Below are 15797 nucleotides of genomic sequence, written 5' to 3'. Positions count from 1 at the left end.
GTCACTGCAAGGCTGCAGGCAACGACGATAGCGTGCTCTCTGACCAGGCCCGATCGCTCCATGCGCACGACGAGGGGCCCTCCAGCCCTTGCGCAGCCGTCGCTAGAGCTCACGCCAGGTGTCCGTTTGGACACCTTCAAACCCCTCAAGCAAATCGCAGCGCGAGCGTAGTCGTGAGTTGCCCGCCCTCCCGGCCGGGTAACCACAGGTAAGGCGTTGCCGGTATCGGGAGTCATTTGCATGATCGATCTTGCCACCTGGAATCTAAGTATTCCTGTCGGCGTTCCAGCCACCACCATAGATACGCCGCAATTGGCCGGCGGTTATCGGGACCACTACTTCAAATCCAACGACGAGCAGATTTATTTTTGGTCGCCGGTTAACGGCACCACCACCGAGAACGCCCACTACCCACGCAGTGAGCTGCGCGAAACCTATGCCGACGGCACCCTGCACAACTGGCTGTATCCAGCGGCCGACAATATCCTCAGCGCCCGCCTGCAGGTGAACCAGGTGCCCTCCAGCGGCAAGGTGGTGATCGGCCAGATTCACAACGCCGACAGCCATTGGCCGTTGCTCAAACTCGAATACCAGATGAAGGATTCCGGCAGCGCCGACCTGGTCTACAAGATTCGTCTACGCCCCACTGACGCCGAATCGGTCACCCATGTGCTGGTACAGGGGGTGCCGCTGAATCAGCCCTTCACCTACTACGTGCACCTGACGCCGGGTGGCATCCTCAGCGTCAATTTCAACGGCGTGCGCTGGTACGGCAAGATCGGCGCCGCCTGGGCGACACAGCCGCTGTATTTCAAAGCCGGGGTCTATACCCAGGACAACAGCGGCTATGAAACCGAGGCCGGCGCGGCCACCTACAGCAGACTGCGCATCAGTCACCGCTAGAGCTAGGCCATTGAGCAGCGCCGGCACCCGCTGCCTGGGTGTCGGTGCATGCCAAACACCCTTATAGGCGCGGACTTCTCCGCGCCTATAAGGGCCAAGCGCGCACCGGTCCGACTAGCGCCCCAGCATAAAGGTCTCGTACTCCAGGGTTTGTAACGAGCGCGACAGTTGGGCCAGCCCAACCAGCACCGTCACCAGCAGCGACAAGGAAAAGCCGTAACCATAAAACCCAGGACCAAGGTACAGGCTGACGATGGTGAGCATCACGTTGAGCAGCAGAAACAGCAGCGTCAGCTCCAAGACAATCCGCCGTTTGTCCAAATAGAAAAACACATTCAACAGCGCCATCAGCAGCACCTGAATACTCACACCCACCAGGTCTACATAAAACAGTGGCAAGTAATGCTGGGAAATACCCAGCCAACTCAGCAAGTTCGGCGCCCAGAGAAACAGCAGCACCACGGTAATGCCCTGCACCTTGAAGATTTCAAAGATCCCTTGGCGGATGGCCAGCAGCATCTGGTCCTTCAGGTAGTAAATATGCTCCAGGGTTTCGCCGCCGCGAATGGCCGCATACAGGCGCTCGTAAGCTTCGGCAAAGTCGGTTTCGATGCGCACCAGGAAAACCGCCATGCCCGGAATCACCGCCAGATACGCCAGAAAAATCGGCAGATCGTAGATCAGTGACATTCGCAATGGCCCAATCACCGCATCCGAGGTACTGGGGTTGAACCAAAAAATAAACTTATCCGCCCAGACCCCGAGGTTGTAAGCCAAGCCGGTAAACAACAGGCTAATGAAGATTTTTTTGCGCTCGAGAAAATCAAAGCTGACGAAGCGTTCAGTCGGGTACTCACGGAGGATCTCAAAGAGAAACATAAACAACAGGCTGGCATGGCCGATCAGCAACGCCAGCAGCAAGCCGGGCAGATCAAACTGGCGCAGCAGCAGCGCGCTGCCAACCATCACCGAGTAGCCAATCAGCATGGTGATCAGGATGCGGTTATAGGCCTTCATTCCGGAGAGAAAAATAATCACCATCCACAGGTTGCACAGGGTGACGAAGTTGGCCACCAGCAGCACACAAAACAGTAGCGACTCAGTAAACATACTGAACACAAACAGGCCGCCGAGCACCCCGGCAGACAAGGTCACCAGGGTCAGGATGCCGATCAGGTTGGGCAGAATCACCTTGGCCTTTTGCTCATACAGGCGATCCGAAATAAAGCGGGTGAAATACAGCTGCAGGCCGCCGGTCAGTATCAGCGAGCTGGCCATCAGATAGGTCACGCTGATCAGAAACTGCCGAACCTTCAGCTCCGATACGCCGAGGCTGATAATGCCGATCAGCATCACACTGAGGATCGACAACACCCAAGGCCCGGAGCTGATCAGCCCGGCGTAGATATAGGCGCGCAAGGTTGCGCTGTAGGTGTCCTTAACCAGAATGCGGCGTAATTCAAAACCAATGCCGGCCATTTAAACCTCCATGGCGTTGGCGTACAGCGTGCGGTAACGCTCAAACATCAGCGCCTCGGTATAAAACCGGCTGACCCGCTGCAAGCCGGCTTGCTGGGCCTGCAGCCAGCGCTCGGGGTTTTGCAGCAAGTTGAGGATCGCTCGGGCACTGGCCTGCGGATCGGCAATCGCCACGGTTTCACCGGCGCTGCCCAAGGCGACATCCTCGGCGCAGCCGCCTTCGATCAGCTCCCGGCAAGAGCCGACATCGGTCGCCACCACCGGCACGCCCGCCGCGTAGGCCTCCAGAATCACCAACGGCTGCGCCTCGCTGATGGAGGTCAAGGCCATCACCCCGAGCGACGGCATGATGGCGCTGATGTTTTGAAAACCGAGAAACTTAACCTGCTCTTGCAGGCCCAGACTGGTCACCAGGCTGCGGCACTCTTCGGCGTAAGTAGCATCTTCTTCATCCGGGCCGATGATCCAGCCTTGCGCCTCGGGCATGCTCGAGACCACGCCGCGCATCGCCCGAATAAAAGTTTTGATGTCCTTGATCGGCACCACCCGGCCAATCAAACCGACCACCGGCGGAATGCCAACTGGGCGCTGGGCCATGGCATCGCGGTAAGCCGCCAGGCTGATGCCGTTGGGGATCACCTGGGTGCGTTCGGCCTGGGCCCCATCGGCTACCTGGCGTAAACGATTACCGTCGTACAACGCAATGATCGGGTCGGCCGCCTGATAAGTGAGGCGCCCGGCCTGCTCGAAAAAACGAATCCACATGCGCCGGATATAACCCACCTCAGCCGACAAACCTTCCCCCACCGAATCGGGCCGGTCATTGATCCAGCTGGCTTGGGCCAGATCGATTTTGCGCTCTTTGGTGTAAATGCCGTGCTCACTGAGGATGAACGGGCACTGCCAGCGCCGCTTGAGAAAAGCCCCCAGCAGGCCGGCATAGCCGGTGGAAATCGAATGAATCACCCGGGCCGGGGGCGCGTTGCGGGCGACTTCGGCGAGCAGGAAAATCGGCGCATGCATGGAGCGCAAGGTCCAAAAATAATTCACGAAGGACGGATCGCTGCAGTAGGTTTCGTAACCCTCGGTGATCGCCTGCCAGGACGCCTCGCTGTAGAGAAAGTCTTCCCGCGACAGGCCCTTGCCATCGCCAATCATGGTCATCACTTCATCGGCCAACTCGCTCGGCAATTCGCCGCCTGGGCGGTGCATGCATTGATGCATTTCACGCACCTTGGCCATACGTTTAGGGTCGCCGCGGCGCGGTTTAGCGTCACCGGTTTGCCACGCGGTCTCCAGAAAGTGCTTCTCAAAGTGCACGATATTGGCCGGCATCTTGTATTGCATCTCACCATAGGAGGCTGGCGAGCCGCCGATGAAAATGATCGAAAAACTAACCTCGGGCAAACCGCTGATCAACTGGTGAATCCAGCTCGACACACCGCCGCGCACATAGGGATAGGTGCCTTCGAGCAGCATGCAAACATCGGCGATTGGAGCGATTTTTTTTGTCATCAGGGACATTGCCAGTACCTTGCCAAAGCTGAAAACGGCAGGCGCTGCCGATCATCGGTATGAAGTTGTGCGAGCCAACCGGGAATATCCGCAAAGCGCCGGCGAATAAACGCCACCTCAGCGCGATAGGTGGCCACCTGCGCCGCCTCCATGCCTAAATTCTGGGCCTTCGCAAAGGCCGTATCGGCCTCGTCAATACGCCGCTGCTCCAGGGCAATGCGCCCGGCCAAGAGCCAGTCATCCGCGGACTCACGGTTGTTCATTGCCTGTTCGATATGGCTGCGGGCGCACTGCAGCATGTGTTCCAACACGCTGCCCTGGGCCAGGCCGAGGTACACCAGCTCCCAATAGTGCTGGGCCAGGCTGGCATGCAATTGGCCAATGCGGTCGCTGGCGGCGTTGTGCAACTCTTCCAGCGCCTGTTTGATTTTTAGATTGATGCCGCTCTCTTGCGCATCCAGCATCGAGTAGGCCAACAAGCGCACATCATCCACCGGATCTTTCAGCGCCAGCTTGAGAATCGGGATGGCGTCGCGGCCAGACATTTGCCGGGTCGACAAAATGGCCGACAAGCGCTTGTTTGGGTTAACCGCATGGCGCAGCACATCCTGCAAACCGCCGGCACTCATCATGCTGCGCATGTCCGGCTCGGTGGCTCGGAAAGGCAAGTCTGGAATGGCGGTCTGCTTCCAAACATCCGCCCTTTGCCGGCGCGGAAAGTACAACGCCGGAAACACCGCCGCCGCCACCCCAAGTACGCCCAGCGCCGGAATAAAAAACGCCAAGCCGAAGATAAACAACGGACTCCACGGCAACGGTTGACGGTATTGCCGAGGCAGTAACGGCCATAATCCCGCCATCAGGCACAGGCATGCGGCGCCATGCAGCAGGGCAAAGGTGAGGATTGCCGCCAAGGACGATGACTCACTGAGCAGGCTCAGCAGGCTGCCCAGCTCAAGCAAAAAGGCGCTAGTGAATAGCCACTTCGAACTCATTCAGGGCGCACTCCTGCTGCAAAAATTGACCCAGACGTTTGACGTTGTCGCTGCGGCCGATGGCATGCCTATGCACCTGCACGCCGGCGACCGCGAGACTCATGCCAATGTTCTCCAACAGATTCAGCCGAATGCGCTCTAAATAACCGCGCAAGCCGTCTTCGGCCGTCAGTGGCAAGAGCACCAACACCAAGGTATTCCCGCGCGCATTGGGCAAGGCCAAAATCACATCCAACCCGCGCTGCTGGGTATGCAGTAAGCGCGACACCTCTTGCGACCAAGCAACATCGTTGAGCTCAAGGCCGAGCAAGTAGCCAGGAATGTCATAGCGTTTAGCATCCGCCAGGGAGCGCAAACACAGTTGCGCGAAGCGCTGGGCATCGACATCGCTGTGCCGGGCGGCTTGCACCTGACTGGCCAGTAAATCGGCAATATGCCCACCTAAAATCGCCAGCAAGTTGAGGTTACGGTCATTGAAGGCAAAGAATGGCATCTGCTGCACCAGCACTAACGCGTGAATCTTGCCATGGGTGTCGAGCAGCGGGATGCCGGCCAGCAGCGGCGACGTAGTCACCGCGCCGCCTTGCTCAAGCAGCTCCGGGCGCAGGCTAATCAGCTCGGCTTGCTGCAAGGTGAGGCGCACCAGCGGATCGCTGTCGCTGATTTCGTCCATCTCGCCGAGCATGCTCATGGCCTTACCGCTCAACCTGTTGTCCTCGACCCGATAGAGGGCCGCTTGCCGCAGCGGGCCGTAATTGCTGAAGAGATCGAGAATGGCTTCGGCCATTACCACTAGATTGTCCTGGCCTTTCTCCAGGCTGGCCATGCGTTGGCGCATGGCCAGCAGCACGCTGCGCAAGCTGTGATCATTGCCCGCCACCTTTTGCTCGAGACGGTCATGGGAGATGCGCAAAATATGGTGCGCCCGGGTGAACTCCTCGAGGCGCATCTCCCGGTAGTCATTGGCCCGTTGCAGGCCATCCAGACGCCGCCCCCAGAGATCGCGGAACTCGCCGCTGACCATGCTCACCACCAACACCCCGACCAGGTAGTGACTGGGCAGTGTTTGATAATCGCCATAGTTGGCAAAATGCAACACCAGCATCACCGCCAGCAACAACACCGCGCTGACCAAACCATGGAAAAACCCGTAACGCAGACTGAGCAATAACGGCGCAAATAACGACCAGGCAAACCCCGAAAACGCCAACAACGGATCGGTCGGCTCGCTCCAGTAGCCCAAGCCGACCACCACCATGGTCAGTACCAGGGTTTCCACCCAGGTAGCGACGCCGGCTTGGCGTGGGGCGATCTGCAAACTATCCGGCATGGGTGCTACTCATCTATTTGATCGATGGGCAAGTCATTGACCAGCGCATCCAGTACCCGCTGGCCGGCGCCAGCCAAGCTTTCACGCGACCAACCCGCGCGCGCCGCACTGCCGCTCCAAAGAATGCGGCCACTGGCCGGCTCAATCACTTTAAGGGTAATGCCCACTGCCGGCTCGCCATCCAGCCCGCTCTTGTATTGCCACTCATCGACGCTGCCGCTGACGGCATAGTTGGCGCCGCGCTGCTTGGCCCACAGCAAGGCTTGCTGCAGCCGCTCGCCATCGTCCAGCAACGGCATGTCCTGGTTGTCCGTCACCGGGTAAGGGGCGGCGTTAAGTCCTTGCTTGGCCAGCAAGGTGTAGAGAATTTGCTCGGCACGCTCACCCGCTTGCGGGGCTTGCGAATAGTTCAGCAACGGCAACAGCACCCAGCTGCCGTCGCGCGGCAATTTAACATTCGGTTGGCTGGACTGAATCGAGCAGGCACTCAGGCTCAGGCTTAAGCACAACAGGGCGAATCGGTTAACAACGCGCATAACACTTCCTCTTTGCATGACTCATTAACGGCCAAACCGCAGGCTGTAAGCCAGCCGTAACTGTCCGCCGGCTTGACCCGTACCACCGACCGGAGCCGAACTGTAACTACCCAGCAACGCCAATTCGTCGTCGCCGATTACCTCCACACCCAACCCTGCCTCAAGGGCATAGACCAGTTTCTTCGCGGGTACTTGCCAGCCGGCCTTGGCATCCAGCCGGTAGGTAAACTGCGGCCAGGCGCGGTTCAGCGCGCCGGGGGTGCCGCGCTGCCAGGAGCTGCCGACATACAGCTCACCGAAGCGGCTGGAGATAAAGTCACTGGGGGCCGCACCAGTAAAACTACCAGCGCTGTCATACAGCGCCCCGCCATGGCTGCTAAACAACTCACTCGGCAGCTCTGAAACGGTTTTATTCTCCTGCCAGGTAACGCCACTGCGCAGCAACCATTGCGGCTCGCGGGCCAGCAAACTATGGCTCAATTCGAAAGACCCCGCCCAGCCATCGCCGAGCGCAGCCCCCTCAGCTGTGCTGAACTGGTTACGCGCCAGCCGCCAACTGAGCTGGTCGCGCACCGACAAAGCATGTTGGCCCTGCGCATAGAGACTGTCGCGCGCACCCAGCGCGCGCATCAGGCCGCTGTCATCGGACTGCACTTGCCACTCCAGGCCCAATGCCAGTGCATCACGGCCGCTAAGCTGCCAGCTGCGCTCCAAGCCAAACCCTTGGCGGTTCTGCACGGCGTTCTGGCTGGCCTCCAGCAGCAGTGTCCAATCACCATCGGCCAGCGGGGTTGTTAGGCTCAAGCGCAACGCCTGCTCGCGGCCGAGCCGCTGTTCGTCCAGCAGGTCAGAGCCGGAGAACTTGGAGCTATCCAGGCCCACGGCCAGGTAACTATCGCCCACAGCTGTCGCCAGCAAAAACTGCTCGCCAAGCTGGCGTAAACCGCCAAAGTTACGCTCATTCAAAGCGAGCTGAACACCCTGAGGTTGCCGCTCGATAACTCCCTGCGCCTGATTGCGCAGCGTTTGCAACTGCGCCGGAGCGCGGCGGTCATGCAAGGCTTGCAGGCTCTCGTTTAGCGCCCGTTGCTCCAGCCCTAAACGCAGCCAGATTTCGGCGCGACTGTCCGGCGGCAGCTCATCCTTGGCCAACCATTGCTGCAACTCCTGCCGACGCATGCCGCGCAAGGCACTTTGCAGGCGCGCATTGTTGTCGATCTTGATCCCGCGCGCCTTGCCCCAGGCCAGCCAAGGCTCGATGGCGCCGCCTTGCTTAAGGCTTTCCAGCTGCGCCAGCCAACGCTCGAACCAGGCCTCCAGCAGCGGCTGTGAGGTTGCCGGTGCGGCCTGTTGCAGGGCCTGCTGACTGACCAAACGGGCCCGCTGGGCACCGGCCAAGTTGGCCAGCAAACGCAAATAGCTGGTAAAGCGTTGCGGCTGCAGCTCAGCGCTCTCGGGCGTGTGCAGCTGCCATTTAGCCAGTAAATAACGGCGTAAACGCCAGGCACTGTCCGCCTGGCCGGCCAGCTCCAGGGTGTCGGCATAGGCGGCCAGCGTCAGCAGGTCGTTGGGGTGAGCCTTGGTGTAGAGGCGATACCAGCGCAACGACTCGGGTAGATCGCCGAGCACGCTGTAGGCCGAGGCGAAAGGCAGCCACAGGCTGGCTTCTTGCCGCGCCAATGGCCGCCAGTGCTGCAGGCGCTGGGCTAAATCGGCAGTGCGCTGACGATCAATCTGGGTCCACAGGTAACGCTCAATCACCCAGCTTTGCTCGGGAAACAGCGCCAGCAAGCGCGCCAGCAACTTATCCACTTGCGCATCGTCGCCACGCTGGGTGGCCTGCTCGATTTGTGCCTGCCAGTAGATCGGCTCCCCCTGCAGTTGCTGGGCGTAGGGTTTGGCCTCATCCAGCAGGCTGCGCAGCGTCGGCCAATCGCGCAGTTGGCTGGCCAGTTGCAGCGCCAAGGCCAGGCGGTTGAGTGCCTGACGCTGATGCCAGGAGTGGATGGCTAACTGCAAGGCTTTGGCCGGATCGAGGCTCAGGTACAGCGACAGCAGGCGCTCGGTTTGATCGCCGCTCAGGTGTTCCTGCACCCGTTGTAACTGCTCAAGGGAGCGCACGACTTCGGCATCCAATTCCAGCGCCCAGGCCAGATCGCTGCGCAAGGTCAGGAAGGCCACAGAACGGGCTTGCTCCACGGGTATTGGCGCCAGCACATCCCAGCCTTGTTGCGGCGCGAAGATCATCCAGTGGACGCCGGCCCACTCGATGCGTTCTTGCTCGCTCAACTTATGCCGGCGGGCCATGGCCGCCCACACTTCGGTCTCGGCCTGCAGGTGCTGCATATTGCGATTGATTTGCGCCCACTGCCGCCACGCATCGCGCTCGCCTGGCCGGCGTCGCACATAGAGCGCCAACCAGTCGCGGGCCTGCTCGGGTTTGGCTTGGGATTCCAGGGCGAAAACCAAGGCCTTGAGTTCTTCCAGACTAAGTGCGCGCAACTCGGCCAGCTCGACCAGCAACACACTCATTTGCGGATAGTCGAATAACTGTCCAGATAGGCGCCAGGCATGCTCGTAGTCTGCCGTCGCCCGGTTCTCGCGGGCCAGGCGCACCCAGAACGGCAGCCCTTGCGCGGGCTGCCCCGACCACTCGGCGAGCTGGGCTAATTGCCGCAGCAAGCCTTGATCATCCGGGCGCACCGCCTGCAACTCCAAGCCCAGGGACCACGCCGAGTCCAATTTGCCCATCGCCAGGGTTAAGGCGAAAGCCTGCTCCAGCCACAGCTCCTGATTCGGCAGCAACGCTTGCCAGCGCTCTAAATAGGCCAAGGCGCGAGCATTATCGGAATGTCCACGGGCCTCGCGAATACCCGCTTGGAGCAACTCGATGGCCGCAGCCGAAGGCGGTAATTGCATGAGTCGCTGATCGAGCCAACGCAATGCCTGGGTTCCCTCACCCGCCGCCACCAGGCTGGTAAATACCGCGAGTTGATAGCGATCACGCTCATCGGCGCTGGCGCTGAGGCTGACCAAGCGCTGGTAGAGCGCGGCCGCTTGGGCTGAATCACCCGCCGCGCGGTACCAGCGCGCCCCCAGCTCCAACCAATAGGGCGCGTTATTTGGATCAACCTGAGCCAAGCGCCCATAGGCCTGTGCCGCCAACTGTGGCTCAGCAAACGCCAACGCCAACTCGGCGGCCTGCTGCAGACGCGCAGCGGATAAGCCACGCTGTAATAAGCTGGCGAGTAATTTGCTGTACTCAAGGCGCTGGCTTTCAGTCAAGCCGCCTGGATGGGCAAAGGCCTTTTGCAGCTTGACCTCTAAGCGCAAAAAATCTGCCTGGGCTTGCAGCTCGCCGGTGGTCATATTCGCCAGGTGCAACTCGGCGCGATCGAAATTGCCGACCGCAACCAATTGCTCGATCAGTTGCAGGCGCAGGCTTTGATCATCGGGCTTACTTTTTAGCAGCAGCTCGGCGTAGGCAATCGACACCCCATCGGCTTTGCCTCCCGCCGGCAGCGTGAGTACCGACTGGCGCGGAAACACCAAGCCAAGCACCACCACGATAAGCAAGCCGATCAGACTCAAACCCCAACCGTTTAGTAGGTGCGGGCGGCGCTCATCGGCACTGGAGTAGCGCATCGCTCACCTGATTCTGACTCAGCGAAAACTGCTGTTCCTTACCGACTCGAGTGGCGGCCCAAGACTGCCCGGCCAACTGCAACCGGCAATTACCGGAGGCCTGCACACTGAAGGTCAGGGGGAACTGACCTTTGAAGCTTAACCGCACCTGGCCCGGGCCCTCTTGCGCCCAGTCAAGCAATGGCAGGTTGGCCTGCAACAAGCTGGGGCCTGGATCGGCGTCAGGGCGCAAATACAGCGTTGCTTGGGCGCCACTCAGGTGCACATAACGGCCCTGTGGCAGGTCACGCACGCCGGCCACATTGTGTGAGCGGGCCATATCCGGCCAGCCCAGTTCTTTGGGCAGGCGCACCGTGCGCAGGCCCTGCAGCGCGCGAAGCTGATAGCCACCATCGGCCCGCACAGCAATGCTGGCGTAGTAGGCGCCCTTTTGCCGCTGCAAAAACTCACTGATCCACAGGGGTAAGGGTTGCTGGGCCAGGATGCTGCGATAGATGGTATGCAGCGACTCAATTCCGGCCAGTTTAGTGCCCACATAGAAGTGGTAGTACAGGCTCAAGGGCCGCAGCCGGCGTGGCTCATCGGTCAACTTGAAGGTTTCCAGCACGTCACGGAAACCGTAGTGCGGGCCGGCCCAGAGGTTGGTGTAAACGTTTTCATTGGTGATCGGCGCGTAGAACTGCAGCAGCCCATTAACCGGGCGCACCATAGGGTAGAGCCCGGTCAGGGATGGGAACGCCGCCGTCAGTTTGGTTGCCCCGCCATTGATATTGTCCATCCCGCCTTGGTAGGCGAGGCGCAGGGTGGCCTCATCGGGCAACGCATCGCCTGACCAGAACATCACTTTGACGGGTTTCTGTGGGGTGGTCAGACGTGAGTTGATATACGCCTGGGTGCCGAGCACTTCACGCGCATAGTTCAAGCTGTAGCCCGGGATATTCATATGCAGGCCATATTTAGCGGTGAAGCCTTCGCGTTTGGCGGCCTGCTGTGACTGCCAGTAAAACGGGTGACTAAAGGTGTGGTTAGCCACCTCTACTTGCGGCTCGGCAAAAATCTCTCGGGCTATGGGCTCAAGCTCGGGACTCAAGTACGGGAACATGCCTTGCGGGCCAATTTCACCCTCAATGACCGAGACGCTGCTGAGCAGTGGATACTTTTTAAGGAACTGCTCAAGAATCAATCGCCCGGCGTAGGGGGTGCCGGCAACTTCGGCCCGCGAAACAAAACCATCCCCATCCAGGTGCACGGTGGCAATCCGTCGGCCATTTTCGGTGGTGGCATCGGGTATTGGTATTGGCTGCAGACGCAAGGCTTTCTGGATAAAACTCAACGGGTCAAGAATCCAGCGCCGCTGCCCTTCAGCGCCGTCCTCGAGGACATAAGGGGCGAGGGCAAAACCGCCCCAATCGGCAAGCCCGGCAACTGTCCATAACTGCCCTTTGGCACCGCTGAGTTGCAACAATGGAGTCACTTGTTCGGTTTTAATACTTAGGGGCACGAGGTCGCGGGTACGCAGCCTAATCGGCGCCTCGAAGCCAAACAGGCTGGGATCCTTGAGTTGCAACTGCAAAGGCCCGGCGATTTTGCGGTTTTTCAGCTCCAGGCCCAAGGCCGTTAAGGTCCGCTCCTGGGCAATCGGCAAGCCGGCGATAAAGGCCAAGGGCACGCCTTGAGCTTTTTGCGCCAGCAGCCAGCGTTCAAATTGCGCAGCATTGGCCGGCGGCCCGGAGGTCATCCAGAGCAAAACGCCGGCGTACAGTCCACGGGTTGGCGCCGCGGGCAACGCCTGGTCAACGGCAAAATAATCCACCCGGTAACCCAGGTACTCAAGTAAACCGCCGTACAGCAGGTGCCCTGAGGTCAGGCTCAGATCGCCTTCGCGCGGGTCGTAGATCACCGCTATGCGCCTGGGCAGCACTTCAACGGCGCCAACCCCCAGATAATCCAGGGCCGGCACGCTGACCCAGGGGATAAAGCCTTCGGCACTCAGGCGCTTGGCCAGGGCGCGCGCGGCATCGCGCTGCTCGGGGGGCAAGTAATCGAGGATAACAATCGGGATGCCGCGCTTTTTTAGTGGAGCAAATTGCACTTGCAGCCACTCTTGATCGGCCTTGGGCACCGCTCGGTAGGTCTGCCCGGCCTGATCCCAGCCGGCGTAGAGCGACTCCACGGCCACCGCATCCGGCGTCCATGACAAGCCCTCGATCACTTCAAAGCCGCGGTTGAAAAACAGCGCCAGCCCCGGCAGTTCGCGGTGCAGGCGTTCGAGAATCTGCCGCAGCCCTTGCTGCTGGGTCGCGCGAGCAGCTGGTGGCAGTAGTTGGTAACTGTCGAGGGTGTCGAGGAATAAACCCTGAAAGCCCTGGCTCTGCAGGGTCCTGGCGCGCTGCAGCAGGTAGCCCTGCCAACCGGGATTGGCCAAGTCCATAACACTGCTGGACCAGGCTTGATTGCTGCCGAGCTTCCAGCTTGGATCAATCAGCGAACTGTTGGTCTGGTCGGTGATCATTTCCCCTACCGAGAGGTAGGCAAATGCCCGCGAACCTTCATCAGCCAGGGTTTTTAGGGCCTCAGCGCTGGCATGCCCAGGCTCAAGCACCACCCAGTCAAATTGCGCCAGCTCGGCCACGGGCGGCTGATCGGCATAAAAAAACGCAACACTTTTGGGCGCCGCTTGAATCGCGACAGACGCCAGCAGCAAACCCATAAAAACCAAAATATGCCGCACGCATCCTGCCTCAAAAAAATTCAATGTGAGCCCACCGCAGAGGTTAGCCAACACTCAATAGATATAAGCAGAAGGCTCTAGCGTAGATAACTGCAGCGTAGCAGTCTGTCGGGCTTGACCGTTCGTAGCGAGGGAAAGACCGGCTTGAGGCAGTTTTTGCGTTCTTTTGAGGCGAATAGTCATTCTATTCAACGAGAAAGAACGCAGAAAATGACCAAATCCGGCTTTTCCGCAGTAGGACAGCGTTAAGTCCGACAGGCTGCTAGTGCCGGCAACAGTTCAGCGCGCAAACTTCACCGCAGGGAGGACTAATTGCCTATCACAGCGCCAGCCAAATGTGACGACGATCACATATTGGCCGGCATCCTAGCAACCTCGCCGAGCAAAAGATAATAGAAGCCCGGCCCCACGACCAAAGTTGCCCCTAGCGGCTCAAATCACCCCAGCACTGCGCAGTTCATTGACCTGCTCAGCGCTCATTTGCAGCAGGCGTTGCAGCACCGCGTCGGTGTGTTCGCCGAGCAGCGGCGGTGCGTTGCGGTATTCCACCGGGGTGGCGGACAGGCGCAGTGGGCTGGCGACTTGCGGTGTGGTGCCGCCGAGGCTGTGGGGCAGATCGAGGCGCAGGCCACGGGCCTGGACGTGGGGATCGGCGAACACTTGCGCTAGGTTGTTGATCGGCCCGCAGGGCACCCCGGCCAGCTCCAGCGCCGCGAGCCATTGCGCGGTGGTTTTAAACACCGTGACCTGGCGGATCAGCGGCACCAGTACCTCGCGGTTGGCCACCCGCGCGGAGTTGCTAATAAAACGCGAGTCGTCGGCCCACTCCCGTTGGCCGGCGACCTCGCAAAACTTACGAAACTGACTGTCATTGCCCACCGTCAGCACAAAATCACCATCGGCCGAAGGGAAATCCTGATAAGGCACGATATTGGGATGACTGTTACCGAGCCGGCGCGGCGCTACACCGCTGGTGAGAAAATTCATCGCCTGGTTGGCCAAGCAAGCCACCTGCACATCCAGCAGGGCCAAATTGACATGCTGGCCAATGCCGGTTTGTTCACGGTGATTGAGCGCCGCCAGCACGCCAACCGTGGCATACAGGCCAGTGAGAATATCGGTCACGGCCACGCCGACTTTCATCGGCCCGGCACCTTCCTCGCCTTCCGCGCGACCGGTCAGGCTCATCAGGCCGCCGAGGCCCTGGATCATAAAGTCGTAGCCGGCGCGCTTGGCGTAGGGGCCGTCCTGACCAAAGCCGGTGATCGAGCAGTAAATCAGCCGTGGATTGAGCGCTTTCAGGGCCTCGTAGTCCAGGCCATAGGCGGCCAGACCACCGACCTTGAAGTTCTCCAACACCACGTCGCACTGCGCCGCCAGTTCGCGAATCAACCGCTGACCTTCCGCTTGGGTGAAGTCGACGGTGACCGATTGTTTATTGCGATTGGCTGACAGGTAATAGGCCGCCTCGCTGGTGTCCTGGCCTTGCGCGTCTTTGAGAAACGGCGGGCCCCAGGCGCGGGTGTCATCACCGCAACCGGGGCGTTCGATTTTGATCACTTCGGCGCCCAGGTCGGCCAGCACCTGACCCGCCCAAGGGCCTGCCAGAACCCGGCTCAAGTCGAGGACGCGAATATGCGCAAGGGCGCCGGACATAGAAAGTGCTCCAAGGAAGGGGGGCGGCGCGCCGCAAAAGCCGTGCGTCCAAGTGCCCATACCTCATCCTAGGAGCCCTAGGCCGCCCCGGCAAACGAGGAATTCGCACGCCATTGTGCGCAATCCGCACTCCAAACCAGCGCCGCACCACAATTGCAGCACCGCTGTGGCGCATGCCGCCTAACAACCCCGAGCAAACAGGCGAGGAAGGGGACTAGGGTGCGTAGCTATGCGCTCAAGAGCGGCCCAGCAATACCGGCGAGAAGCCCGGCGGGGGCCTGATGGCCGGCTGGAACAGGCGTACCAGAGCCTTCGGTAATATGACCGCTGATCACCAAAGCGGGCTTTTGCTGACTAATACGGCATAATCGGCGCATAAAGCAGCCGTCAAGACTGCCCCTTATCCGGCCACGGCGTCACCCAGACGCCTGCCGGGTACCGCGAAACCGGATGCGCGGCCCCATGACCCAGGTCATGGGTGAAAATGAAAACCCACTTAAAATACCCTAACTGAACCTCGCCGCCTTTGGCGTGGGTTTCAATCGCATACGTTGGCGCTCCAAGCACCACCAATGACGAGGATTAGCTGATGCTTAAGACTTTACTCGCCCTGATCGAACACACCCTTGCCCTGCTGTTGGGCAAGTCCAATCGCAGCGGACAACTGAGTGCAGGCGGCCCGGTACAGTTTTTCCAGCTGGAACAGGACTACTTCGCCGCCAATCAAGCCGACCAGGCCGTCGCGCTGTTTACCGAAACCTACGGTAAAGCACCGCGCTATATCGACTCGGTACACCCCTGGACCCTGCTCAAGGGCCGCAGCAGCACCGGCATGCCGCTGGAACTGCCGCTCACTGAAGTGCTGCGCCAAAGTCCCTATGCGGACCGCAAAGCGCTGCCACAGGCCGTGCACCTGTCGCTGACTGTCGACATGTAGAAACCCGGCAGGCGAAAACAACTACGCCCGGCAATGCCGGGCGTAGTTGTTTATGGCGCAGAGCTGGGGG

The 15797-nt window shown here is 60.1% G+C and carries 10 protein-coding genes; 2 read left to right on the top strand and 8 right to left on the bottom strand.

Annotated elements, in window-relative coordinates; genetic code table 11:
* Nucleotides 1-240 precede the first annotated feature (240 nt).
* Nucleotides 241-903 carry a polysaccharide lyase family 7 protein gene (locus Q8R10_RS19855; protein ID WP_305655762.1) on the top strand — a complete coding sequence of 221 codons (663 nt, stop codon included), beginning with the start codon at nucleotides 241-243 and terminating at the stop codon, nucleotides 901-903.
* A gap of 114 nt (nucleotides 904-1017) precedes the next feature.
* Here the strand turns inward: Q8R10_RS19855 and pelG are convergent, their stop codons facing one another.
* From pelG to Q8R10_RS19815, 8 genes are all read right to left on the bottom strand, one after another.
* Nucleotides 1018-2382: an exopolysaccharide Pel transporter PelG gene (gene pelG, locus Q8R10_RS19850; protein ID WP_305655760.1), complete on the bottom strand. Its 1365-nt coding sequence runs from the start codon at nucleotides 2380-2382 to the stop codon at nucleotides 1018-1020.
* Entirely contained in the window at nucleotides 2383-3906 is a 1524-nt protein-coding gene (gene pelF, locus Q8R10_RS19845; protein WP_305655758.1) for a GT4 family glycosyltransferase PelF, read from the bottom strand.
* Nucleotides 3897-4892: a HEAT repeat domain-containing protein gene (locus Q8R10_RS19840; protein ID WP_305655756.1), complete on the bottom strand. Its 996-nt coding sequence runs from the start codon at nucleotides 4890-4892 to the stop codon at nucleotides 3897-3899. Before Q8R10_RS19840 ends, pelF begins: the two co-directional genes overlap by 10 nt.
* Nucleotides 4867-6222 (bottom strand): PelD GGDEF domain-containing protein, encoded by a 1356-nt coding sequence (locus tag Q8R10_RS19835; RefSeq protein ID WP_305655755.1) that lies wholly within the window; start codon nucleotides 6220-6222, stop codon nucleotides 4867-4869. The genes Q8R10_RS19840 and Q8R10_RS19835 overlap by 26 nt, the downstream gene beginning before the upstream one ends.
* 5 nt (nucleotides 6223-6227) lie before the next feature.
* Nucleotides 6228-6758: a penicillin-binding protein activator LpoB gene (locus tag Q8R10_RS19830; RefSeq protein WP_305655753.1), complete on the bottom strand. Its 531-nt coding sequence runs from the start codon at nucleotides 6756-6758 to the stop codon at nucleotides 6228-6230.
* 24 nt (nucleotides 6759-6782) lie between these two features.
* Nucleotides 6783-10403, bottom strand: a complete 3621-nt coding sequence (locus Q8R10_RS19825) for a tetratricopeptide repeat protein (RefSeq protein WP_305655751.1) — start codon at nucleotides 10401-10403, stop codon at nucleotides 6783-6785.
* On the bottom strand, nucleotides 10381-13134 hold the full coding sequence (locus tag Q8R10_RS19820) for a bifunctional glycoside hydrolase 114/ polysaccharide deacetylase family protein (RefSeq protein ID WP_305655749.1): 2754 nt from the start codon (nucleotides 13132-13134) through the stop codon (nucleotides 10381-10383). The genes Q8R10_RS19825 and Q8R10_RS19820 overlap by 23 nt, the downstream gene beginning before the upstream one ends.
* A 432-nt stretch (nucleotides 13135-13566) precedes the next feature.
* On the bottom strand, nucleotides 13567-14790 hold the full coding sequence (locus tag Q8R10_RS19815; protein ID WP_305655747.1) for a CaiB/BaiF CoA-transferase family protein: 1224 nt from the start codon (nucleotides 14788-14790) through the stop codon (nucleotides 13567-13569).
* A 589-nt stretch (nucleotides 14791-15379) separates the two neighbouring features.
* On the opposite strand from Q8R10_RS19815, the gene Q8R10_RS19810 reads away from it, so the two are divergent.
* On the top strand, nucleotides 15380-15727 hold the full coding sequence (locus Q8R10_RS19810) for a hypothetical protein (protein WP_305655745.1): 348 nt from the start codon (nucleotides 15380-15382) through the stop codon (nucleotides 15725-15727).
* Nucleotides 15728-15797: the final 70 nt, after the last annotated feature.

Source organism: Pseudomonas sp., from assembly GCF_030698175.1.
Taxonomy (GTDB): Bacteria; Pseudomonadota; Gammaproteobacteria; order Pseudomonadales; family Pseudomonadaceae; genus Aquipseudomonas.
This window is presented reverse-complemented; position numbering and strand designations above follow the sequence as displayed.

Bases quoted from the DNA above. Each gene is read 5' to 3' on its own strand.
- Q8R10_RS19855 (WP_305655762.1), top strand. From the start codon at position 241: ATGATCGATCTTGCCACCTGGAATCTAAGTATTCCTGTCGGCGTTCCA.
- pelG (WP_305655760.1), bottom strand. From the start codon at position 2,382: ATGGCCGGCATTGGTTTTGAATTACGCCGCATTCTGGTTAAGGACACC.
- pelF (WP_305655758.1), bottom strand. From the start codon at position 3,906: ATGTCCCTGATGACAAAAAAAATCGCTCCAATCGCCGATGTTTGCATG.
- Q8R10_RS19840 (WP_305655756.1), bottom strand. From the start codon at position 4,892: ATGAGTTCGAAGTGGCTATTCACTAGCGCCTTTTTGCTTGAGCTGGGC.
- Q8R10_RS19835 (WP_305655755.1), bottom strand. From the start codon at position 6,222: ATGCCGGATAGTTTGCAGATCGCCCCACGCCAAGCCGGCGTCGCTACC.
- Q8R10_RS19830 (WP_305655753.1), bottom strand. From the start codon at position 6,758: ATGCGCGTTGTTAACCGATTCGCCCTGTTGTGCTTAAGCCTGAGCCTG.
- Q8R10_RS19825 (WP_305655751.1), bottom strand. From the start codon at position 10,403: ATGCGCTACTCCAGTGCCGATGAGCGCCGCCCGCACCTACTAAACGGT.
- Q8R10_RS19815 (WP_305655747.1), bottom strand. From the start codon at position 14,790: ATGTCCGGCGCCCTTGCGCATATTCGCGTCCTCGACTTGAGCCGGGTT.
- Q8R10_RS19810 (WP_305655745.1), top strand. From the start codon at position 15,380: ATGCTTAAGACTTTACTCGCCCTGATCGAACACACCCTTGCCCTGCTG.